This window comes from Pedobacter frigidisoli, assembly GCF_004331675.1.
In the GTDB taxonomy this organism is placed as follows: Bacteria; Bacteroidota; Bacteroidia; order Sphingobacteriales; family Sphingobacteriaceae; genus Pedobacter; species Pedobacter frigidisoli.
Map to the genome: position 1 here is coordinate 99,752 of NZ_SJSN01000011.1, position 23,024 is coordinate 122,775.

The following is a 23,024-nucleotide window of genomic DNA, read 5'->3' on the forward strand; positions in this document are numbered from 1 at the left end:
ACACAATTTAACAATAATATTTGTTTTTCAAAGTGTGAAAAATACACAATAATTTGGTTGTTAATTTGTTATAGTTAGTTTACTTTTGCCGCACTAAAAAATATCGAAGTGTCAAATCATAAAAATGTCAACGCATTAACCGCCGGTGGGGTTCTAATAAGTTTAGGAATTGTGTTCGGCGACATTGGTACATCACCCCTCTACACCTTAAATGCAATTTTTACAACCATTCTAGGTGGAAAGCAAGATATTAACCCAACAAATGTTTTAGGTGTTCTCTCTTGTATCATCTGGACATTGACGCTACAAACCACTATTAAATATGTTATCATCACTTTAAGGGCTGATAACAAGGGTGAGGGTGGCATATTTTCATTATTCTCCTTAGTAAGAAAAAAAGCAAAATGGCTTGTTGTTCCGGCTGTTGTCGGAGGTTGCGCTTTACTCGCCGATGGTATAATTACGCCGAGCATTACGGTTACTTCGGCAATTGAGGGATTAACAAACAAGTTCGATGTTCAGGTTATTCCAATTGTATTAGTGATTTTAACTGTACTTTTTATTATTCAGCAGTTTGGAACTAATCTGGTAGGAAAGCTTTTTGGACCAGTAATGTTTGTTTGGTTTGCAGTTTTGGGTGTTTTGGGCATGTTTTTTATTGTTAAGGATTTAACAATTTTAAAGGCCTTTAACCCTTATTACGCCATTCATTTATTAGTTACCAATAAATTAGCTTTTTTAATTTTAGGTGGTGTTTTCCTTTGTACTACTGGAGCCGAGGCTTTATATTCTGATTTAGGGCATTGCGGAAGAAACAATATTCGAATTAGCTGGATCTTCGTTAAGCTTACCCTTATTTTAAATTATTTGGGTCAAGGTGTTTGGATTCTGCAAAACAGCAGTACTTATATTCCTGGAGCGAAGATGAATCCATTTTTTCAAATCGTACCCGACCAATTTCAAGTACCAATGGTTATCTTGGCTACAATGGCTGCTGTAATTGCCAGTCAGGCGTTGATTAGTGGTTCGTTTACCTTAATTGCTGAGGCTGTTCGTTTAAACCTTTGGCCAAAAATTAAGATTGTTTATCCATCAGTTTCTAAAGGACAACTTTATGTTCCATCTATTAATTGGATGCTTTGGATTGGATGTTGTGGTATCGTTTTACTTTTTCAAAAGGCCGAACGTATGGATGCCGCTTATGGATTATCCATTACTATTGCCATGTTGATGACTACGATTTTGGTGAGTTTCTACCTGAGAAGTAAACGTTTACCAAAATACCTGATTGCCACTTTCTTTTTCACTTATGTTATTATTGAAGGTACTTTCTTAATCAGTAATTTAACTAAATTCTTGCATGGCGGTTGGGTTACAGTGATGATCGGCTCATTTTTATTTACCGTAATGTGGAGTTGGTTTGTAGCCAGGAAAATCAAGAACCGATTTGTTAAATATGTAGAAATTGAAGATTATTATCAGATTTTAACAGAATTAAGTAGTGATGAATCTGTTCCTAAATATTCATCACAACTGGTTTATTTAACCAGTGCAAACTTTAAAACTGAAATAGAATCGAAGATTATTTATTCAATTATTCAAAAGGAGCCGAAACGTGCCGATGTGTATTGGTTGGTTCACGTTGATGTAATGGACGAGCCTTATACTTTGGATTACAAGGTAGAATTCTTGATACCTGGTAAGTTAATTCGTATCGATTTTAGATTAGGTTTCCGTATTGAACAACGTGTGAACTTACTTTATCGTAAGGTTGTAGAAGAGTTGGTTAAAAACGGAGAGATTGATATCACGAGTCAATATACTTCATTAAATAAGCACAAAATTGCTGGAGATTTCCGATTCGTACTGCTGGAGAAACATCTTTCTAAGTTCACTAAATTGAGTTTTTATGAAAGACAGATCATGGATTATTACTTCATCCTCAAGAAATTAAGTCTATCTGAAGAACGAAGTTTTGGTTTAGACAGTAGTTATGTTGATGTGGAGAAAGTGCCACTAATTTTTGTAACACCTGATGATATTGAATTGCACAGATTGCCAGTTTAAAAAATGAGAACTGCAATTATGATACTGGCAATTTGTCTTTTTATCGCTGGGCCAGCGGCGAAAGTTTATGGTTTAGATCATGCAAATATTTACATGATCGCTTCAGGAATTGGCTTGTTGATGATTACTGGTTTAGGTTTTATAAAGAAAAAAGATTAGTTTCATAATTCAATCCCAAAAAAAATAAGCTCCTTAGTTTGCAAACTGAGGAGCTTATTTTGTTATTTACAAAACCTGTCTTCACTCCACTTCTTTGGGTTGTTTATAATATAGTTCGAGATATTATAGTAAGCAGTCTCATCGCGTATAATGTGCTCGTAATAGTTTCGCTGCCATAACTTTCCCATAGTTTTGTTTTGTGATTTGAACAATTCTAAGCAAGAATTAGAAACAATTGATTTATACGCTCCGACTATATCGGATATTGTCGGGGCAACCCTTGCGGTTGCCCTAATTGTTTCACTTTCTTCTTGGGCAACCGCAAGGGTTGCCCCGACATCCGCAATATCAATAATTCCATTTTCTTTTAAAACAATTATGCCGTGCATGTGATTCGGCATAATTTGAAAAAACATCCAGCTCAAAATTTGAAAACCTTTCTGCTAAATTATTCCATTCGTTATAGGCTATAATTCCAGATTCATTTATGACCATATCATCGCTAGAAATTTTGCCAAATCTGTGTGACATATCTTCACAACAAATCGTAATGAAATATGCCCCTACTGTAGAGTAATCATAATCTTTTAGTCTAATCGATCTTCGATGATGGATCAAGGGATTATAACCCATTATCCCTCAGCCTGTGCCAACTTGCTATGCCTATAACCGTACGCAAAGTACACCACTAAGCCTATTACCAGCCATATCCCAAAACCAATCCAATTAGAAATACCTAGTTCGCACATCATGTAGAGGCAACTAATTAACCCTAAAACAGGAATTAGCGATAGGTTTTTGGTGATGCAGTAATAAGAAATCACCACACAAATGATTAGGAAAATCCACATCGGGATTTTATGTTTGAACAAGCTCCAACCACTTTCATATTTTTTTTCCATAGAAACATTTGATGCAGAAATAAACTGCTCGTAACGATCTGCGGGAAGCGCACTCAAGTAAGATTCAGCATCAACTTTATCAGCCAATATAATCTGTGGAGCTGCATTTCTTACAATTTCTTCTTTCACTATTCTCAGCTCATCGCCACTTAAGGATGTTACGAAATTTACTGTTGTAACAGTTTTTGGAGAATTAAGCAAGAAAGATTTAGTCTCCTTTCCATATTGGGTAAATGCAAATGCAATGGCTGCTACAAAGGCTATAGGAACAATAAATTTACTATTGGCATAAGGAATTTTAAATTTACCACGCTGTACATCCGGACGGTTTTGTAGCACCAAAACGCCTGCGCAAACCAGCACAAATGCGAATAAGGTTCCTATTGAGCAAAGATCTGTTACGATGGTTAAATTCATAAATAAGGATGGAACAGCAACCACAAAACCAACCACTATAGTTGCAAATGATGGCGTTTTATATTTTGGGTGAATTTTTGAAAAAGATTTCGGCAATAAACCATCTCTGCTCATGCTCATCCAAATACGAGGTTGACCCATTTGGAAAACCAAAAGCACACTTGCCATCGCAAATACAGCACTTACGGCAATAATTCCACTCATTAATTTTAGATTGATTTGATCGAATACAAATGCCAGCGGATCGCCTACAGCAAGTGTATCTGATTTTACGATTCCGGTTAAAACTAAAGCAATGGCCACATATAAAATGGTACAGATGATAATTGCCCACATCATTCCACGAGGTAAATCGCGTTGCGGATTCTTACATTCTTCGGCAGTTGTAGAAATGGCATCGAAACCGATGTAAGCAAAAAATACCGCTGAAACACCTTTTAATACGCCCGAAACACCATTGGGTGCAAATGGATTCCAGTTTTTAGTATCTACATAAAAAATACCGACTGCCAATACCAAAAGAATTACAGCAAGTTTAACTACAACCATCGCATTACTGGCATTTCGGCTTTCCTTCATACCTCGGTAAATTAACCAGGTAATCAAGATGATAATTCCCAAAGCTGGAATATCAGCAACCAAATGGAAGCTTCCAATTTGCGGTGCAGTAAGCCAAGCATTATTCGCTAAAGTGGTTGCAGCATCTAAATCGGCTAGGTTTTTACCGGCAGCTAATAAAGCTTCAGCATGTTTATGTCCGTTGTAGGCACTCAAGTAATCCATCGTCATCCAATCTGGAACGTGGATACTGTCTATTCCGAGAAATGGTATTTTGATGCTAGAGAGCAGTCCTGTAAAATAATCCGACCAGGAAATGGCTACCGTAATGTTACCGATAGAGTATTCCATAATCAGCGACCAACCAATAATCCAGGCCACTAATTCTCCAAAAGCAACATAAGAATAAGTATAAGCACTCCCAGAAACTGGCACCATCGATGCAAATTCTGCGTAGGCAAATGCTGCAAAACTACAAGCAACAGCAGTAAAAATAAATAAGAATATTACCGCCGGACCACCATCTGCACTTGCCTTACCAATGGTGCTAAAAATACCAGCTCCAATAATTGCTGCAATACCAAAAGCTGTTAAATCTCGTACGCCGAGGGTTTTATGTAAGGTATTTTCGTGGTCGCCATAGCCGTTTGCCGCATCTTTTAATATCTTGGAAATAGATTTCTTTCTGAATAGCTTTTCGAACATCTGTGTTTGGTTGTTGTATTCCTCAAACTTATAAAAATATCAGTTAAAAACGTTTAAAGGGAGATATAAATTTCATTGTATCCACTTTAATGGAATAAAAAATGGTTTTTTATGATTGATTTAGCAACTAAAGTGCTATGGAAATTACCTCTTGAAAGTAAAAATTGAGGCTGAAATGTAATCTGTTTGTGTTTATTTGAAAAGTATCATTTTATGTGTTCTTAGAAAGTTAATTTTGCCACCTCATCAATATCCAGAGAGAAATTAGCCCTTTCGCTAAGTAACTTTCCATATTTTAAAATGACTTCATCAACAATCAATTCTCCATACATTAAAGAAAAATATCAAGGTATAGCAACAATATTGGCCTTTGCATTGATTCCACTTTCTGGTTTTGCTACAGATATCTACATTCCATCGTTGCCAACTATGGCTGGCGAAATGAGCGTGAGTAATGTTCAAGTTCAATTAACTTTAAGTATTTTTTTGATCAGTTATGGTGTAGCACAGTTGTTTGTTGGTAGTCTGTTAGATAGCTTTGGACGTTATAAAATTTGTTTGTATGCCTTATTGGTTTTTGCCGCTGCAAGTATCATTATCGCCATTACGCACAATATCTACCTCATCTATTTTATGAGGATTATCCACGGTCTTTCAGTTGGGGCTATTGTGGTAGCCAAGCGAGCCTACTTTGTCGATTTATTCTCAGGCGATAAACTCAAGCACTATTTGAGCCTATTCTCAATCATCTGGTCTACCGGACCAATCATTGCACCATTTGTGGGCGGTTATTTGCAAACTGCATTTGGTTGGGAATCTAACTTTTATTTTTTAGCTGGTTTTGCACTCGTTTTTGCCCTGTTGGAATTTGTTTTCAGTGGCGAAACGTTAAAACATTTCACTGCTTTTCAAATTAAAAATATCACTAGGATTTATATCGATATGATTAAAACCACCAGCTTTACTTTAGGCATTGTAATGCTTGGGTTGGCTTATTGTATGGTGATGGTTTACAATATGACGGGACCTTTCATTATCGAACACGAATTAAAATATTCTCCAATTATTGCGGGTTATAGCTCTTTAGTTTTGGGTTTCGCGTGGATGGTTGGCGGCTTTATTGGGAAAGCAACTATTAATAGACCATTTTTTAAGCGACTAATGATTAACTCTTTGATGCAAGTTGTTTTCGTAATCGCGATGATAATCAGTTTAAATTTCGTTTCCAATCTTTGGTCGCTGATCTTTTTTGCTTTCTTGATTCACATCGGAGCAGGCTTTACTTTTAACAACTACTTCACCTTTTGTTTAAGCAAATTTCCGAAAAATGCAGGTATTGCTGGCGGCTTAACCGGAGGAATAACCTATGTTATTGTTTCATTCTTGAGTTATGCCATTGTGAATTTTGTGCCAGCGAAAGATGAAAGAAATCTCAGCTATAGCTATTTAATTATGATTCTCTTATCGGTTATCGTAATGTTTATTATTCTTAAAATGAAGAAACCTAGCGAAGATTTATAACCATTATTTTATTCTACGTTCCTCATCTGTTACACTGGTTTTGCGATCTCTTGTTGCTTTTATGCTGTTACTGCCAAAAGTATAATTTAAACTAAACCTAAAAATTCTGCTTTCTTGTTTTTGGCTTAGACTATAATTTAAATTCGATAACGCACTGCTAATCCTACCTATCCGGCTATTAAAAATATCATTTATAGCGAATTTCAAGTTTAATCTTTTATCGATAAACGATTTTTTTAAACCGAAATCTATTTCGTAATAAGGTTTAATGGCATAAGTTCCATAAATCTGTGCCGATGCAAATTCTCCAGAAAGTTCGGCAGAGGCTGATGGCGTGATGGTAAAATTATGACTGCTGTTTAAATTAAAGTTTACCTTTTTTCTATCGTAATCTGTGCCACCTAAATTTGCTGATTTTATTTGGTTATAGGTACTTGTAACGGTGTTATCCATGCTCCAGAATTTTGATATTGTTGTTGGATAGCCGATCGTTAAATCGTAGGAAAACTGCTTATCTAAATTCTGTACGGTTTGATAAAGTATCTTTTTCTCATCATCAGGAAGCAAAACATCAATAATTAAATTGCTCGTAATGCTGTATCCTAATGAAATATTGAGCTCTTTTTTGTAGTTATAAGAAAGTTGAAACGCATTAGTATATTGCGGATTTAGAAATGGATTTCCTTGACTGAAAGTATATAAATCTACGAAATACACGAAAGGATTGAGCGATTTGTAATCAGGCCTGTCGATTCTTCTACTGTAAGAAAAACCTAATTGATTATTTTCTGATAACGTTTGATTGATCGATAAGCTCGGAAAAAAATCGAAGTAACTTCGTTTAACAACTTTTTGTTCGTTAACAGAATTGCCTTTCGAATTGGTTTGCTCGGTTCTCAAACCTATTTCTATACCCGTTGATACGAAATCGTGTTTAAAATTGGCATAAGCGGCATTTATATTTTCCTCGTAAATGAATCGATTGCTTCTTGTTAAATCATTTTGCCATTGAGAGGTGATTAAATTCTCAAATCTGAAATCATTATCTGTGCTTACCCAGCTACTTTTCAATCCAAAATCGAATTTTGTTTTATCATTTAACGGTAATGAATAATCAATTTTTGCCGCTTTAATTTTTATCATTGATGGCGTTAAGTTTCTGAAAATTAAAGGGATTTTGTACTGGAAACCATCCGTATCAGAAAAATAATTATTGTAAACGGTATATTCTTCGCTGCGGTACTGAGCGTAATCTAAATCAACAGAGAATTCCTGCCCAAGTGTATCAATAACAGATTTAAAATTTAGATTATAGGCTTGGTTTTTATATTTACTTGAGGATGGATTATCCGCTAGGATAGTAGAATCAATTTTTGTAAAACTCGTTCCAATATCGGTGAAACCGTTAGAGCTATCATGTCCATTGTTGAAATAACCAGTGGTTAAAAAGCCGATGATATTCTTTTCATTTATAGAAAAATCTGCTCCAAGTTTGTAATTGTTATTGTGAAGAGAACGTATCTGAGTGTTATATTGATGAAAGAAAGTATTGGAAAACCCATCATTTGTGACTCTGTCGATATTCAAATCCTCCTGATATTTATTGTTATTGTTAGCAAAATTCCCAAAAATGTTTAAATTTTTATCTCTATGGTTGAGTGAAATTCCAGCATCACTTTTAGGGTTTTTCCCGTAGCCAAAACCTAGATCGATATTTCCATTTGTGCCAAAACCCGAATTCTTTTTTAATTTGATGTTGATTATTCCTGCATTTCCCTCTGCATCATATTTAGCTGATGGATTAGTAATTAATTCAATTGATTTCAGCTCACTGCTGTTAAGAGATTTCAGTCGTATTGCTAACTGTTCGTTCGAGAGAAAGGTAGATTTTCCATCAATCAACACATTAACGCCCGATTTTCCTTTCACGCTGATCACTCCATCTTGATTAACCGAAACACCTGGTATTTTGGCTAAAACCTCAAGAGCCGTATTTCCTGTTGCAACAATACTGCTCTCTACATTCATTACCGTTTTGTCGGCGAATCTTTCAATTAATGGTTTTTTAATTGATACGCTAACGCTGCCTAAGTTTTTAGAATCACTGGCAAGTATGATGTTTTTATTGATGGATAATTGATTGTGATTGATTTCAAATTTTTCACTTTTTGGTGAATAACCTACTGCGGTTACTTCAATCAGATATTTTCCAATTGATAAGTTTTTAAAACCAAATTTTCCTTGGTCGTTCGAAAATGTCTTTTTCGAAATTGTAGAATCTTTTAGATCTTTAAGGATGATTGTCGCTGAGATTAATTTACTATTTTCATCAGTAACTAAACCCAAAATCTTTCCATTTTTATCCTGAGCCTTTACCTGAGATAGAAAAAAAACAAATAGAAATATGAAAAACATAGAGATTTGTTTCATGTTAATTAGATAGCCTGATGATTAGTATTTCCTTATCTGAAGAAATAATTCCACTAAACTAAATCATTAGGTTTATCAAGATGAGCATTTTAACAATGTTTAACTTAATTAACAAAATTTTACAATTAGTATTCTTAAAAACTTAAATAATTGAAATGCTATTAAACTGGATTTTATCTATGGGAGATATATTCTAGATTTATATTTCTCAATTTTTTTCTCCCGTAGGTTTTTTTTAGAAAATCTTAATTCCCAATGAGAAAAAAACAAAAAAAAATCCCAGCATTATGCTGCGACTTTCCCTTTACTTAAAACAAGTTTATATTTATAGAATTGAACCTAAACCTATCCTAATTTATCCAGCTCTTCTTTTACAAAAGCTGCCAATTCTTTAACATATTCTGCACTGAAATCGAATTTGATTCCTGCGGTTTCGTAAATCTCATTCATCGGTTTGGTGTAACCTAAAGAAAGTGCTGCTAAATATTGCTCCAAAGCTTTTTCTGAGTTTTCCTTGTAATTTTTCCAAACTGCAATGGCACCTAATTGTGCAATGGCATATTCAATGTAGTAAAAAGGAACCTCGAATAAGTGTAATTGCTTTTGCCAAACGTTTCCAAATTCATGGTCTAAATCTGTCCAATCTGCAAAGCCAGCTCCAAAACGATTGTAAATCTGTTTAAAGGTTTCCTCACGATCGGCGGCTGTATGCTCCGGATTGGTGTAAATCCAATGTTGAAACTGATCGATTACGGCAACCCAAGGCAAGGTTTTCAAAACATCGGCCAATTGCTCTTTTTTGGCACGATTTAAATCTTCTGCATTATCGAAATAAACATGCCAATTATCCATAGAAATCAATTCCATACTCATCGATGCCAGTTCAGCAACTTCCGACGGACAATGTTTAAAATCGTTCAATTCTAAATTTGCCGTTAAGAAAGTGTGTATTGCATGACCGCCCTCATGTACCATTGTGGTTAAATCACGAAGTGAGTTAGCCGAATTCATAAAAATAAATGGCGCTCCGGTTTCAGCCAAAGGATAGTTGTAACCACCTGGCGCCTTACCTTTTCTGCTTTCTACATCGAAGAGATTATTGGCTTTCATCATAGCCAATTTATCGCCCAACTTTTCATCAATGGCATTAAAACAAGCAATACTTTTATCGATTAATTCAGTTCCATTATTAAAAGGCTTTAATGCTGGCTTTCCACTTACGCTCACTTCTAAATCCCAAGGTTTTAGCGTTTCTAAACCCAAAGCCTCGCGACGTTTTTCTGCCTGTTCTTTCAAGATTGGAACAATTTCCTTTTCAATGGCATTGGCAAAATCATAGCAATCTTGTGGCGTGTAATCAAAACGACCTAAAGCCTGAAACATATAGTCGCGGTAGTTTTCGAAACCTGCATTTAAGGCAACTTGATTACGCAGTTTGATTAATTCATCAAATAGAATATTCAAATCATCTTTATCAATTAAACGACGTTGTTGAATCGTTTTCCAAGCATTTTCCCTAACCTCACGGTTCAAATCCTTAATAAATATAGAGGCTTGTTCAAGTGTGTATTCCTGACCATTAATCTCCACACTCATTGCGCCCGTGATGCCTTGATATTTTTGTTGCTTTACCTGTAATTGGGTAAACAATTCGATATTTTCATCACGATAAATCTCTAGTGCTTTCTTTATCGCTCTGCTGTAAACAAAATATTTTTCCTTGTCTAAATCATCCATAAAAGGACTCTCAACAAATTTTTTGTTTAAATCGTTAGCTAATGGAGAGATTCTAGGTTCGATCTCTTCTGCAAAATATTGGAAATTTTTAACCAATTCCTCGTTTGCTGTATCGCAGCTCATTTTAATATATCGCCAAGCAAAATCTTCTTCAAGCGCAGCTTCTAGTTCAGAACGATCTTTTAACCATATTTCTAATTCAATACCGCTATTAATTTCGCGATTTTGCAATTCTGTAAAAAGTGGCGCTAAGCCATCCCAAGAAATCGCTAAATCTTGAGGAATATATGTTCTAGGTTTTTTGCTAATAATCATAAATCTATTAAATTATTGAATTTTGAATGAGTGATTGATTTCAGCATGATTTTTAGAAAGGCAACATTCTCTAATTCAATCATTCAAAACTCACTCATTGAATTATTTCGATCTTATGTATGCATCAATCAAAAAGCAAATGGCAAATACAACCGATGCGTAACCGTTTAAAGTTTGAAATGCTCTATTTACTTTACTGATGTCGTTTGGTTTTACAAGTAAGTGTTGGTAAATCAGCATCGAGCAGAAAAATACGATCCCTACATAATAAACCCAGCTAAATTGGGTGAAAAACACAGGAAGAATAACGCAGGTTGCCGACAAAATATGCAGTAAAACTGAAACATTTAACGCATTTTTTATGCCAAGTGCCGATGGAATAGAATGCAATTTTTCATCACGATCAAAATCTTCATCTTGTAAAGCGTAAATAATATCAAAGCCACTCACCCAAAATAGTACCGTTAGTGAATATAAAACGGGCACTAAAGCAAAATGACCAGTTACGGCAATATAGGCGCCAATAGGAGCTAGGGATAAACCCAAACCCAAAACCAAGTGGCAAAGTGCCGTAAACCTTTTGGTATAACTGTAAAATAATACTACAAATAAAGCAACTGGCGATAAATAGAAGCACAGTGGATTAATAAAGTAGGTTGCAACGGCAAATAGAATGCAATTTATAATTACAAAAATCAAGGCCTCGTTTGCAGAAACCTTACCAGCGGGAATATCTCGCATTTTGGTGCGTGGGTTTTTCGCATCGATATCTCTATCCAAATATCTGTTAAAAGCCATCGCCGAATTGCGTGCGAACACCATGCACAGCAAAACCAATATCAGTTTATGCCATTCAAAAGGATTATTGGTTGGGGTTACGCCTAAAAAGAAACCGATCATTGCAAACGGTAATGCAAAAACCGAGTGTGCGAATAATACGAGTGAAAAGTATTTTTTCATTTATTGATATACGAATATTCTATAGATGAGATTTTCGGCTTGCGAACCGAAAAATCAGACTGCTTAAAACTTTTTATAATCTATCGGGACTACAAAATCCTTGTTCACTTCAAAAATAAAATCCAGAACTTCATCTTTTCCGGTTCCTTTTTCTGCTGATGAAATGAAAGTTGCAGGAATTTCCTCAAAAAAATCACCCAACTTTTTCTTAAAAGCGGCAACATTTTTTTGTGTTGTGGTCATTCCTTGTTTATCGGCTTTGGTAAATATGAGCGAAAATGGAATTCCTTTTTCCCCTAACCAATAACAAAATTCAATATCAATTTGTTGCGGATCTAAACGACTATCAAGTAAAACGAAAATGCATTGTAGGCTTTCTCTTTTAGTGATGTAGGCACGAATAAATTTCTCCCATTTTTCTCTGCTTGTTTTAGAAACTTTCGCATAACCATAACCTGGTAAATCGACAATGTACCACTTCTCATTAATTAAGAAGTGATTTATTAATTGCGTTTTACCTGGTCTTTGAGATGTTTTTGCCAAGCCATGTTGATTAACCAACATGTTTATTAAAGAAGATTTGCCCACATTAGATCGGCCAATAAAAGCATATTCGGGCATAGTTGGTGCCGGTAAAGCCGAAATTTGGGTGTTGCTGCAAACAAATGTTGCCGTTTTGATAACCATGGGGCAAAGGTAAGGTTTTGAGTCGGAAGTCCGAAGACCGAAGTCTTGAGTCCAAATTGAATAATCTCGTGGAAATGTAAATTTTATATTTTTACCTTGTTTTTAGCATCCCAGACTCTGAACTCCCGACTAAAGACTCCGGACTTTTTCTCTATCTTTGCCTATATCATGAATCAGAATATCACTCCTTATCAAGTAGAAGATGCGACCAAAAAAGAGCAGGTTGCAACCATGTTCAATAACATTTCGGGTACTTACGATTTTTTAAATCATTTTCTATCTCTAGGGATAGATGTTATATGGCGTAAGAAAGCGATAAAGGAATTGGTTTCCATTCAGCCGCGAAATTTGCTGGATGTTGCTACCGGAACTGGCGATTTCGCTTTTGAAGCGATTAAAAAACTTCACCCAGAAAAAGTGATTGGTGTAGATATCTCTGAGGGAATGCTCGATGTAGCGAAAAAGAAAATTAACGAACGCAGCTTAAACGAAGTTTTTACAGTTCAGGTTGGCGATTCGGAGGGCTTGCATTTTGAGGATAATACTTTCGATGCCATTACTTGCGCCTACGGTGTCCGTAATTTCGAAAATCTTGAAAAGGGATTGGCAGACATGCTTCGGGTTTTAAAACCAAATGGAAAAATGGTTGTATTGGAGTTCTCTAAGCCAAAAGTTTTCCCGGTTAAGCAGCTTTACAGTTTTTACTTTAAACAGGTAACGCCTTTCTTCGGAAAACTATTTTCTAAAGATGCCAGAGCTTATACTTATTTGCCAGAATCGGTTGCTGCATTTCCTGATGGAACGGATTTTACAACCTTAATGGAAAAAGTGGGTTTCAAAAGTACCAAACAGAAAATTTTAACGTTTGGAATAAGTTCTATATACGTCGGTACTAAATGATAAAAAAATTAAGCCTCATCCTCATTCTTTTCTTAACAACCACACAGCTCTTTGCCCAAAATTGGGGTGGAGGAATTGATGATGAGGATTGGAGTTTTGGCTTTAATTTTCAATACATTTCTGCAGAATACAAAATCTTGAAAAAGGATAATTGGAGATCTCCATTCTACGAGGTTCCAAATTCATTAGGCGTTTCTTACGATCCAAATTCTGGCTTACCTGTTACACCTGAGTTAAATTCAATTTCAAGTCCGCCATCTCAAGGATTTGGTTTAGGCTTTGTAATGAATAGGAGATTGGCCGAAAACTTCGATGTTCGTGCTACACCATCTTTAATTTTTAGCGACAGGGTGGTTACTTACGAGTATGTACCTACGGATCCGCTAAATGTTGGCAATGGGCAAACAAAAAACTTTCAAACTATAATCGATAAAAAAGTTCAGGCAACGATGTTCGAATTTCCCTTGGGGATAAAAGTAAAATCGAACCGATTAAATAATTTTAGGGCTTATTGGTTGGGTGGCGCTAAATATTCAATTGATATAGCCTCTAAGAAAAAGTTTTTCGATGAGGGCGAAACGCCGATAAATAAACTGCTAAAAAATCAGCGGAGTTACCTTTCTTATGAAACCGGAATTGGTTTCGATCTGTATTTCGAGTACTTCAAAATGTCTCCAGAAATTAAAGTTGCATATTCTACAAACGATTTACTACAACACGATGATACAGCATTTGCAAACCCGATCGATAAGTTGAAATTGCGTCAATTAACGTTCAGTTTAATTTTTCAATAGCCGTACAAATTCAAAAAAACTTACCTTTGCCCGCATAGGTAAATCATCAGCCTGATGCGTTGCATGATTTATCGAGACTTAAAATTCATAAATATGTCTAAAATTGCATTAATTACGGGCGCAACTTCTGGTATTGGCGAAGCTTGCGCACATACATTTGCACAGCAAGGTTATAATTTGATTTTGTTGGCTCGTCGCGAAGATCGATTGGCTAAAATTGCACACCACTTGGAAGATAAATATGCGATTACCATTAATCAGGTTATTGCTGATGTTCGTGACAAAGAAAATTTATCAGCTACGCTGGAAGTTTTGCCTGAGGAATGGAAAAAGGTTGATATTCTAATTAACAATGCAGGATTGAGTCAGGGTTTGGACCCACTAGATAAAGGCGATACGAATGATTGGGATACAATGATTGATACCAACGTTAAAGGTTTGCTTTACGTAACAAAGATCGTTTCTAACTGGATGATACCAAATCATTCTGGACACATTATCAATATTGGATCTATTGCTGGTAAAGAGGTTTATCCCAACGGAAATGTATATTGCGCCAGTAAACACGCTGTTGATGCATTGAGTAAGGCGATGAGAATCGATTTTTTACCTCACGGAATTAAGGTGACGGAAATTAATCCTGGAATGGTAGAAACGGAATTTTCAGTAGTTCGTTTTAAGGGCGATGAAGACCGGGCAAAAAAGGTTTACGAAAACCTAGAGCCGTTAATTGCCGATGATATTGCTGATGCCATTTGGTACGCAGTGAGCAGGCCAAAACATGTAAATATTAACGACATGCTGATTATGCCAACCGTACAAGCGACGGCTACAATTATAAATAGAGGATAAAACGTTTCAGTTTTCAGTTGACAGTTTTCAGTCAACAATTAAACAATTAACCAGTTAAAAGAATTAACCATCAATGATATCATCTACAATAGATCAAGAAATTAAACAAGCCATGTTGGCTAAAGATAGTGCGCAGTTAAGGGGTTTAAGAGCGATAAAAGCGGCTTTACTTTTGGCTAAGACGGAGAAAGGTTCTTCGGAAGAAATTACTGAGGAAACGGAGCTAAAAATTCTTCAAAAACTAATTAAACAACGTCGCGAATCTGCGGATATTTACAAGCAACAAAACCGTGAGGATTTGTTTCAGGTAGAGGAAGAGGAAATTGCGGTAATTAACAAATTCTTGCCTCAACAATTGGGTAGGGATGAGGCTGCGGCAATAATCGAGAATGTAATCAAACAATCTGGCGCAACATCGGTTAAGGATATGGGAAAGGTGATGGGTATGGCCAATAAGGAACTTGCTGGTAAGGCAGATGGCAAATTAATTGCAGAAATTGTAAAAGAAAAACTCGCTTAAATAAAGGTAAAATGTGGAGGGTTAAGAGGTGTAGGGTTCTGCAACATCAGCCTTATTCTGCTTGTATTGGCACTTGATCTTACATCTTGATACTTTAACAAAGGTTTTTTACTGTTTTCGGTTTTATTTCAGAAAAATGGCATAGAAATGCAAAAAATTAATTTTACTCTACTAACTTAGTGCACCATACCATCTAGAATAATATGACATACCAGATAATAGAAGAAGACGGATTTAAATATATAGAAGCTGGACAAGGCGAAAAGCTGGTATTGCTACATGGCCTAATGGGCGAATTGAGCAATTGGGAAAAGGTTATAGAGCAATTTAAAGATCGTTACCATGTTATAATTCCAATTTTACCTATTTACGATTTGCCTATTTTAACTTTAGGTGTTAAAGCCTTATCAAGATATCTTCATCGTTTTTTAAAGTTTAAGGCATTAAATCAGGTTGTTTTAGTTGGAAATTCTTTGGGTGGACATGTAGGTTTGGTATTTACCGTTGCACATCAGGAATTTGTAAAAGCTTTAGTGCTTACCGGAAGTTCTGGATTGTACGAAAATGCTTTTGGAGGTTCGTTTCCTCGTAGAGAAAGTTACGATTACATAAAGGAGAAAGTAGAGTTCACGTTCTACGATCCTGCTACTGCAACAAAAGAATTGGTTGATGATGTGTTTAAAACCGTTAACGATAGATCGAGAGTAATTAGGATTTTAACCATGGCTAAATCTGCTATTCGACACAACATGTCAAAAGAATTATCGAAAATAACCATTCCAGTTTCTTTAATTTGGGGCAGAAATGATAAAGTTACGCCACCAGAAGTGGCTGAGGAGTTTCATCAATTATTACCTAATTCGGAATTGAATTGGGTTGAAAAATGTGGCCATGCACCTATGATGGAACACCCAGAAGTATTTAATGAATACTTGGAGAAATTTTTAGATAGAATTTTACTTAAATAATGTTTGCTGAAGAAATCATATCGAACGACATTCCATCATTGAAAATCGATGACACGGTGCAGAAAGCTTTAGATCGCTTAAACGATTTTAAGCTTAAGCATATACCTGTGGTTACCGAAAGTACTTTCTTGGGCTTGGTTTCTGAAGATGATTTATTAAACATTCCCGATCATGATACCTTATTAGGTGATGCTGCCGTTCATTTGCTGAATGTTTTTACCTTGAGCAACGCACATACTTATGATGTGATTCGTTTAATGAGTCAGCTTAAACTTACTGCAGTTCCGGTTTTAGATCAGCAAAAAAATTACATTGGTTTAATCTCTATCAATGAATTGGTCGATGCGGTTGCGGAACAATATGCCGTAAATGAGCCAGGTGGAATTATCGTTCTGGAGATTAGCAACCGCGATAATTCATTAGCACATATTTCGCAAATTGTAGAGGCAGATAATGCTCAAATCCTTTCTTCTTATGTCAATTCTTTCAACGATTCTACACGCATGGAAATTACGTTGAAAGTAAATAAAACAGAAATCACTTCGTTGGTAGCCTCTTTTGAAAGGTACGATTACCTGGTAAAAGAAGTTTATAACAACACTCAAATTGATGATGGTTCACAAGAACGATACGATTCGTTTATGAACTATTTAAATGTATAAACCTATTATGAGGATTGCAATTTACGGAAGAGATTTTAATGATACGGTTTTGCCTTATGTTCAGGAGGTTTTCGATCATTTAGCTAAACATCAAATTCAACTAGTATTATATTCCAAGTTTAAAACTTCTCTTCACGGCAAAATAAAATTGCCTTCCAATACCGTCATTTTTCATAACCATACCGAATTAAGAGATCATGCAGATGTACTTTTAAGTTTGGGCGGAGATGGAACCTTGTTGGATACTTTGTCGCTAATTCGCAATTCGAATATTCCAGTAATCGGGATCAACTTCGGGCGATTGGGATTTTTGGCAAGCATTAATAAAAATGAAATTACTGCAGCATTAACAGCCTTAATCCATGGTGATTATACATTAGATACTCGCTCGCTTTTAACTTTAGAATCTGATAATGGACTTTTTGGGGAGGAGAATTTTGCGCTGAACGATATCACCATTCATCGTCGTGATAACTCGGCAATGATGATTATTCATGCCTCCATGAATGATGAATTTATCAATTCTTATTGGGCCGATGGATTAATTATTGCAACCCCAACAGGTTCTACAGCATACTCTTTAAGCTGCGGTGGACCAATTATTTATCCCGATTCTGAAAACTTTGTAGTTACCCCGATTGCGCCACATAACTTAAATGTAAGGCCTGTTGTATTACCCGATGATAATAAACTTTCCTTTGAGGTAGAAGCTCGTGAATCTAAATTCTTGGTTTCTTGCGATAGTAGAACCGTCACCGTAGAACGATCAGTAAAAATATCCATAAAAAAAGCCGACTTTTGTATAAATCTTATTCGTCTTAACAATGAAACATACTTAAACACGTTAAGGAATAAATTATTATGGGGCATCGATACCCGTAACTACTAAGTATGACGCTAAATAAACTCTTAATCATCATCCCCTTTTTTATTTTCAGTGGACAGGTTTCTCGTGCTCAAGAGGGCAATTGGGAACTTGGATTAATGGCTGGTGGGGCAGGTTATTTGGGAGATTTGAATCAAAATAACCCTTTGGAAATTAGTGGCTTTTCTGGTGGCGCTTATGCAAAACGTAACTTCAATCAATACCTAGGTGTTCGTGTAAATTACACTTATGGCCAAATTCAGGCTAAAGATTCTAACTCGAGCAATGCGCAGTTTAGGGAAAGAAATTTAAGTTTTAAAACATCACTAAACGAATTAAGTGCTTTAATAGATTTCAACTTTTTTAATTTCAATTTAGGTGGAGGAACAAGGCAGCTTACACCATATCTTTTTACGGGTGCCGGTTTTGTAGTATTTAAACCTACTGTTAAATTTGATGATAAAACTTATCGCTTAGATAGGTTAGCAACCGAAGGACAAGAAAACGGATATAATAATGTGGCACTTACCATTCCTTATGGCGTTGGCTTAAGGTATAATTACAAAGATACTTGGAGCATTTTTAGCGAAGTTGGCTATAGAACACCAATGACAGATTATATTGATGATGTAAGTGGTCGATATCCGCTAAACCAAGTTGTGGTAGGAAATGGGCAAAATCAGCTTAATTTATCCGATCCATCCCTTAACCAAACCGGTTATCTTGGTACACAAAGAGGAGATTTTAGAAAAAGGGACACTTATCTATTTGTTAGTGTTGGCATATCTTTTACCTTTGTATCCTCAAAATGCTATTCCTTTTAAGCTGATTTTGATATAATTAATGGGATTTAAAGAACAAATAGACTATAGCCGCCTACCGAGGCACATTGCCGTAATTATGGATGGGAATGGAAGATGGGCAAAGGGCCAAGGTAAAGTGCGTGTTTTCGGGCATGAGCAAGGTGTACTTTCTGTAAAAGATATTGTAGAAGGCTGTGTAGAAGTGGGTATTGAGTATTTAACGCTCTATGCTTTTTCTACAGAGAACTGGAATAGGCCAAAAGAGGAGGTAGATGCTTTGATGCAGATCCTAATTTCTACCATCAATAACGAAACCGAAACGCTAAATAAAAATAATATTAAGCTTAATGCCATTGGCAATATAGAATCGTTACCGCAGGAATGTATTAACGATTTAAAAGAGGCGATGGAAAAAACCGCCCACAATGAGAAGTGTACTTTAACGCTTGCCTTAAGTTATAGTGCGAAATGGGAAATTATAGAGGCAGCAAAAAAAATCGCATCTGCAGTTAAAGATAATACCATATCAATCGATGATATTGATGAAAGCCTATTTTCATCTAAGTTAACAACCGTAAATATTCCCGATCCGGAATTAATGATCAGAACAAGTGGAGAACACCGTATCAGCAATTATTTGCTTTGGCAAATGGCTTATACCGAGTTTTATTTTACTGATGTTTTGTGGCCAGATTTCAGACGTGAAGATCTTTTCGAGGCAATTGTTGACTATCAAAAACGCGAACGCCGTTTTGGTAAAATTAGCGAGCAATTAAACTAATTTTTCTTTTAACACTTTTTAACAAGCGTTTAAACTAACTTAGCGCCACTTTTATACGATAAATGAAACCATAGTAAGGGAAACAACATACAAGCAATTTTGCTTAAAAAAACATTGTTACCTTCGTGGCCATTACTGAACAAATTATTTTAATGAAAAGAATATTTCAAGTTTTAATCCTACTAGTTTTAGCAGCTCCGGCCTTTGCTCAAGTTCGTCCACAAGGCCAGGCACCGGCAACCCCATCTTTAAAGGTTGGAGGCTTAGATCTCGATTATTTTAGTCCTAAAGAATACATCATTGGTGGTACTACCGTTACAGGAACCCAATATCTAGATAAGGACGTTTTAATTACACTATCCAAATTAACCAAAGGTGATAAAGTGGTTCTTCCTGGTGAAGCAACTTCTGATGCAATTAAAACGCTTTGGGCGCAAGGATTGTTTGATGACGTTAAAATTAATATCGAAAAATTTGTTCAGGATTCGGTTTATTTTGAAATTGAAGTAGTTGAACGTCCTCGTTTAACCTCCATTGATTTAAAAGGCATCAGCAAATCTCAAAGAACTGCCATTCAGGAAAAGCTAAATGATAAGACTGGTAAAATTGTAAATGATAACTTATACAATACCACCTCTGCCATCATTAAAAAATATATGTTGGAAAAGGGATATTTCTTTACCAAGATTGATTATAAAACACGTAAGGATGAAAACGCCGAAAATAGCGTAGTATTAGAAACTTACATCGACAAGGGTGCTAGGGTTAAAGTACAACACATTGATTTTACGGGTAACACAGAATTTAAATCAGCGAAGCTTAGAAAATACCTGAAGAGTCCAAAACAATTTACTTGGTGGCGTTTTTATGGTTCTGGAAAATTCGTAAAAGATAAATACGAAGAGAACAAGGTAAAAATGATTGCCAAGATGCAAGATAAAGGTTATTTAGATGCCTCTATTTTAAAGGATACGATTTACCAATACAATAAGAAAAAGGTTAACATCAGAATCGATCTTTACGAAGGTAAAAAATATTATGTAGGTAGTGTTACTTGGGCAGGAAATGCAATCTATCCAGATAGTATCCTAAACAAGGTTTTAACCATCGAAAGAGGACAGATTTATAGTGAGGAAAAACTAAACAAGAAACTTAACGGTGGTGGCGAAAACGGTGGAGACATCAATAGTTTATATACCGATAATGGATATTTAACTTTTAACATTGACCCTGTTAAAACCATTCGTGGCGATACCGTTGATGTGGAGTTACGCATTGGCGAAGGTCCTCAGTTTACAAATAACAGAATTACCCTAAAAGGAAATACCATTACAAATGATAAGGTGGTGTTGCGTGAGATTCGTACTAAACCGGGACAAAAATTTAACAAGAGTGATTTAATTCGTACCATTCGTGAGATTGGCCAATTGGGTAACTTTGATGAATCTAAGACAGTACCAACTCCTCGTCCGAATCCAGCTGATGGAACAGTAGATATTGAGTACGCTGTGGAAGAGAAACCTTCTGATCAGATTGAACTTTCTGGTGGTTTTGGTGGTGGCCGTATCATCGGTACATTAGGTTTAACCTTTAATAACTTCTCTTTACGTAACCTGTTTAATTTAAAAGCTTACAAACCACTTCCAAAAGGAGATGGTCAGAAATTAAGCTTACGTGGACAAACGAACGGTAAATATTATCAATCTTATAGTTTCTCATTCTCTCAACCTTGGTTTGGTGGCGAGAAACCAGTAAGTTTTGGTGTAAGTGCTTTCACTTCATTACAATCTAACGGTTTAAGTAATGGCGATGCGGGTTTTCAAAAGATTCGTTTAAATGGGGTGACCGTGAGCTTGGGTAGAAGATTAAACTGGCCAGATAACTATTTCCAATTAAGTCACGCTGTTAACTTACAACAGTATATCTTAAATAACTACGCTGGTTATTTATTTAGTACTGGTACATCTTATAACTTAAACTTATCACAAGAAATTAGCCGCGATTCGAGAGATTCACCAATCTTCCCTAAATCGGGTTCATATCTACGTTTTACAATCCAAGCGACGCCGCCATATTCGTTGTTTAACAAAGTGAATTATGCAACGGCATCAGATAAGGATAAATACCGTTTCACAGAATACCACAAATGGAAATTTGATTCGCAGTGGTACCAACGTGTTGCTGGGAACTTAGTCATTAAGGCACAAGCACAATTTGGTTTCTTAGGTCAATATAATAAAGCAGTTGGTCAATCGGCATTCGAGCGTTTCAAATTGGGCGGTGATGGTATGCAAGGTTTCGATTTCTTACAAGGATCAGAGTTAATCGCGATGCGTGGTTATGCAAACAATACGGTTATTCCAGTAGGATCTGATCCTACTGTAGCGCAACAATCTGGTAGCCCGATTTACACAAAATATGTGTTAGAGGCTCGTTATCCGGTTATTGCAAGTCAGCAAGCTACAGCATTTGTTTTAGCGTTTGCTGAGGGTGGTAACACTTGGAATAAGTTTAGCGACTTTAATCCATTTAACATTAGAAGATCAGTTGGTGTTGGTGCAAGGATCTTTTTACCAATCTTCGGTTTGTTAGGAATCGATTACGGTTATGGATTTGATGCCATCCCAGGTTTGCCAGATTCGAACAAAGGTCAGTTCCACTTTAGTATCGCACAACAATTAGGTGGATTTTAATTGATAAAGAATAAAAAATTAACTAATTATGCAATAAATCATTGCGTAATTAGTTTAAAGAAAGCTTAGGGTTATTAACTATATCATTAACACACACACACAACCAATGAAACCATCAAGATTTGCTAATCAAATGAGGATAGCATAAAATCATGATAGCTTCATCACATTTAAAAAACAATAAATAACTGATGAAAAAAATTCTTTTTATCGCATTTCTACTTTGCACTTCATTTGGAGCTTTTGCCCAAAAATTTGCCTATGTAGATACTGAGTATATTTTGAAACATTTACCAGAATATAAATCGGCATTAAGCCAGTTGGAAGTGGCTTCTAAACAATGGCAACAACAAGTAGATCAAAATTTCTCAGAAATCGACAGGATGTACAAAGCGTATCAGGCAGATCAGGTTTTATTAACCGATGATATGCGTAAACGCCGTGAGAATGAGATTATCGAAAAAGAAAAACAAGCAAAAGAATTTCAACGCTTAAAGTTTGGTCCAGATGGAGATCTTTTTCAAAGTAGGGTTAAATTAATTAAACCTATTCAGGATAAGGTGGCAGAGGCGATTAAACAAATAGCAAAAGCAAAATATTTAGATTTCATTTTTGATAAGAGTAGCGAAGCAACCATGATGATCTATGCCAGTAGCAGTTATGATGTTAGTAATGATATCATTGTGAAACTGGGATATAAACCAGGAACTGCGAATAATTAGTATATT

Annotated in this window: 20 protein-coding genes; 14 read left to right on the forward strand and 6 right to left on the reverse strand. The window is 35.8% G+C overall.

The features are described from left to right. Nucleotides 1-108: 108 nt before the first annotated feature. Both EZ449_RS14910 and EZ449_RS14915 read left to right on the forward strand, forming a co-directional pair. Nucleotides 109-2,067, forward strand: coding sequence for a KUP/HAK/KT family potassium transporter (locus tag EZ449_RS14910; RefSeq protein ID WP_131560216.1), 1,959 nt, complete (start codon nt 109-111; stop codon nt 2,065-2,067). A 3-nt stretch (nt 2,068-2,070) separates the two neighbouring features. Then, nucleotides 2,071-2,226, forward strand: a complete 156-nt coding sequence (locus EZ449_RS14915; RefSeq protein WP_131560218.1) for an LPXTG cell wall anchor domain-containing protein — start codon at nt 2,071-2,073, stop codon at nt 2,224-2,226. A 62-nt stretch (nt 2,227-2,288) separates the two neighbouring features. On the opposite strand, the gene EZ449_RS22845 is transcribed toward EZ449_RS14915, so the two are convergent. Beyond that, entirely contained in the window at nt 2,289-2,615 is a 327-nt protein-coding gene (locus EZ449_RS22845) for a transposase (RefSeq protein WP_205943012.1), read from the reverse strand. A gap of 243 nt (nt 2,616-2,858) precedes the next feature. Further along, complete coding sequence (locus EZ449_RS14925) at nt 2,859-4,808, reverse strand: amino acid permease (protein ID WP_131560220.1); 1,950 nt, start codon at nt 4,806-4,808, stop codon at nt 2,859-2,861. Between the two features lie 300 nt (nt 4,809-5,108). Here EZ449_RS14925 and EZ449_RS14930 point away from each other — a divergent pair, with 300 nt between their 5' ends. Further along, nucleotides 5,109-6,329 carry an MFS transporter gene (locus EZ449_RS14930; protein WP_131560222.1) on the forward strand — a complete coding sequence of 407 codons (1,221 nt, stop codon included), beginning with the start codon at nt 5,109-5,111 and terminating at the stop codon, nt 6,327-6,329. Nucleotides 6,330-6,332: 3 nt separating this feature from the next. On the opposite strand, the gene EZ449_RS14935 is transcribed toward EZ449_RS14930, so the two are convergent. The 4 genes from EZ449_RS14935 to yihA form a co-directional block, all read right to left on the reverse strand. Beyond that, entirely contained in the window at nt 6,333-8,759 is a 2,427-nt protein-coding gene (locus EZ449_RS14935; RefSeq protein ID WP_131560224.1) for an outer membrane beta-barrel protein, read from the reverse strand. 345 nt (nt 8,760-9,104) lie between these two features. Beyond that, on the reverse strand, nt 9,105-10,811 hold the full coding sequence (locus EZ449_RS14940; protein ID WP_131560227.1) for a M3 family oligoendopeptidase: 1,707 nt from the start codon (nt 10,809-10,811) through the stop codon (nt 9,105-9,107). Nucleotides 10,812-10,913: 102 nt separating this feature from the next. Continuing rightward, a complete protein-coding gene (locus EZ449_RS14945; RefSeq protein WP_131560229.1) occupies nt 10,914-11,771 on the reverse strand; it encodes a UbiA-like polyprenyltransferase in 858 nt (285 codons plus the stop codon). Nucleotides 11,772-11,834: 63 nt separating this feature from the next. Then, nucleotides 11,835-12,458 (reverse strand): ribosome biogenesis GTP-binding protein YihA/YsxC, encoded by a 624-nt coding sequence (gene yihA, locus EZ449_RS14950; RefSeq protein WP_131560231.1) that lies wholly within the window; start codon nt 12,456-12,458, stop codon nt 11,835-11,837. Between the two features lie 168 nt (nt 12,459-12,626). Between yihA and ubiE the strand changes: the two genes are divergently transcribed. The 11 genes from ubiE to EZ449_RS15005 all read left to right on the forward strand — a co-directional run bounded on the left by ubiE (nt 12,627) and on the right by EZ449_RS15005 (nt 23,018). Further along, nucleotides 12,627-13,358, forward strand: a complete 732-nt coding sequence (ubiE, locus tag EZ449_RS14955) for a bifunctional demethylmenaquinone methyltransferase/2-methoxy-6-polyprenyl-1,4-benzoquinol methylase UbiE (protein WP_205943013.1) — start codon at nt 12,627-12,629, stop codon at nt 13,356-13,358. Further along, nucleotides 13,355-14,152, forward strand: a complete 798-nt coding sequence (gene porT / locus EZ449_RS14960; protein WP_131560233.1) for a type IX secretion/gliding motility protein PorT/SprT — start codon at nt 13,355-13,357, stop codon at nt 14,150-14,152. The genes ubiE and porT overlap by 4 nt, the downstream gene beginning before the upstream one ends. 93 nt (nt 14,153-14,245) lie before the next feature. Next, nucleotides 14,246-15,004: an SDR family NAD(P)-dependent oxidoreductase gene (locus EZ449_RS14965; protein ID WP_131560235.1), complete on the forward strand. Its 759-nt coding sequence runs from the start codon at nt 14,246-14,248 to the stop codon at nt 15,002-15,004. A gap of 73 nt (nt 15,005-15,077) precedes the next feature. Continuing rightward, a complete protein-coding gene (locus EZ449_RS14970) occupies nt 15,078-15,524 on the forward strand; it encodes a GatB/YqeY domain-containing protein (RefSeq protein WP_131560237.1) in 447 nt (148 codons plus the stop codon). A 203-nt stretch (nt 15,525-15,727) separates the two neighbouring features. Beyond that, entirely contained in the window at nt 15,728-16,492 is a 765-nt protein-coding gene (locus tag EZ449_RS14975) for an alpha/beta fold hydrolase (RefSeq protein WP_131560239.1), read from the forward strand. Continuing rightward, a complete protein-coding gene (locus EZ449_RS14980) occupies nt 16,492-17,154 on the forward strand; it encodes a CBS domain-containing protein (protein WP_131560241.1) in 663 nt (220 codons plus the stop codon). Before EZ449_RS14975 ends, EZ449_RS14980 begins: the two co-directional genes overlap by 1 nt. 7 nt (nt 17,155-17,161) lie before the next feature. Beyond that, complete coding sequence (locus EZ449_RS14985; protein ID WP_131560243.1) at nt 17,162-18,043, forward strand: NAD kinase; 882 nt, start codon at nt 17,162-17,164, stop codon at nt 18,041-18,043. A gap of 2 nt (nt 18,044-18,045) precedes the next feature. Further along, nucleotides 18,046-18,843, forward strand: coding sequence for a type IX secretion system protein PorG (gene porG / locus EZ449_RS14990; RefSeq protein ID WP_131560246.1), 798 nt, complete (start codon nt 18,046-18,048; stop codon nt 18,841-18,843). 19 nt (nt 18,844-18,862) lie between these two features. Beyond that, complete coding sequence (locus EZ449_RS14995) at nt 18,863-19,603, forward strand: isoprenyl transferase (protein ID WP_131560249.1); 741 nt, start codon at nt 18,863-18,865, stop codon at nt 19,601-19,603. 152 nt (nt 19,604-19,755) lie between these two features. Next, nucleotides 19,756-22,296: an outer membrane protein assembly factor BamA gene (bamA, locus tag EZ449_RS15000; protein WP_131560251.1), complete on the forward strand. Its 2,541-nt coding sequence runs from the start codon at nt 19,756-19,758 to the stop codon at nt 22,294-22,296. A 191-nt stretch (nt 22,297-22,487) separates the two neighbouring features. After that, on the forward strand, nt 22,488-23,018 hold the full coding sequence (locus EZ449_RS15005) for an OmpH family outer membrane protein (protein WP_131560253.1): 531 nt from the start codon (nt 22,488-22,490) through the stop codon (nt 23,016-23,018). The last annotated feature ends 6 nt before the right edge of the window (nt 23,019-23,024 follow it).

Excerpts from the sequence above, each read along its gene's own strand:
- EZ449_RS14915 (WP_131560218.1), top strand. The coding sequence starts at position 2,071 with ATGAGAACTGCAATTATGATACTGGCAATTTGTCTTTTTATCGCTGGG.
- EZ449_RS22845 (WP_205943012.1), bottom strand. The coding sequence starts at position 2,615 with ATGCACGGCATAATTGTTTTAAAAGAAAATGGAATTATTGATATTGCG.
- EZ449_RS14925 (WP_131560220.1), bottom strand. The coding sequence starts at position 4,808 with ATGTTCGAAAAGCTATTCAGAAAGAAATCTATTTCCAAGATATTAAAA.
- EZ449_RS14930 (WP_131560222.1), top strand. The coding sequence starts at position 5,109 with ATGACTTCATCAACAATCAATTCTCCATACATTAAAGAAAAATATCAA.
- EZ449_RS14935 (WP_131560224.1), bottom strand. The coding sequence starts at position 8,759 with ATGAAACAAATCTCTATGTTTTTCATATTTCTATTTGTTTTTTTTCTA.
- EZ449_RS14940 (WP_131560227.1), bottom strand. The coding sequence starts at position 10,811 with ATGATTATTAGCAAAAAACCTAGAACATATATTCCTCAAGATTTAGCG.
- EZ449_RS14945 (WP_131560229.1), bottom strand. The coding sequence starts at position 11,771 with ATGAAAAAATACTTTTCACTCGTATTATTCGCACACTCGGTTTTTGCA.
- yihA (WP_131560231.1), bottom strand. The coding sequence starts at position 12,458 with ATGGTTATCAAAACGGCAACATTTGTTTGCAGCAACACCCAAATTTCG.
- ubiE (WP_205943013.1), top strand. The coding sequence starts at position 12,627 with ATGAATCAGAATATCACTCCTTATCAAGTAGAAGATGCGACCAAAAAA.
- porT (WP_131560233.1), top strand. The coding sequence starts at position 13,355 with ATGATAAAAAAATTAAGCCTCATCCTCATTCTTTTCTTAACAACCACA.
- EZ449_RS14965 (WP_131560235.1), top strand. The coding sequence starts at position 14,246 with ATGTCTAAAATTGCATTAATTACGGGCGCAACTTCTGGTATTGGCGAA.
- EZ449_RS14970 (WP_131560237.1), top strand. The coding sequence starts at position 15,078 with ATGATATCATCTACAATAGATCAAGAAATTAAACAAGCCATGTTGGCT.
- EZ449_RS14975 (WP_131560239.1), top strand. The coding sequence starts at position 15,728 with ATGACATACCAGATAATAGAAGAAGACGGATTTAAATATATAGAAGCT.
- EZ449_RS14980 (WP_131560241.1), top strand. The coding sequence starts at position 16,492 with ATGTTTGCTGAAGAAATCATATCGAACGACATTCCATCATTGAAAATC.
- EZ449_RS14985 (WP_131560243.1), top strand. The coding sequence starts at position 17,162 with ATGAGGATTGCAATTTACGGAAGAGATTTTAATGATACGGTTTTGCCT.
- porG (WP_131560246.1), top strand. The coding sequence starts at position 18,046 with ATGACGCTAAATAAACTCTTAATCATCATCCCCTTTTTTATTTTCAGT.
- EZ449_RS14995 (WP_131560249.1), top strand. The coding sequence starts at position 18,863 with ATGGGATTTAAAGAACAAATAGACTATAGCCGCCTACCGAGGCACATT.
- bamA (WP_131560251.1), top strand. The coding sequence starts at position 19,756 with ATGAAAAGAATATTTCAAGTTTTAATCCTACTAGTTTTAGCAGCTCCG.
- EZ449_RS15005 (WP_131560253.1), top strand. The coding sequence starts at position 22,488 with ATGAAAAAAATTCTTTTTATCGCATTTCTACTTTGCACTTCATTTGGA.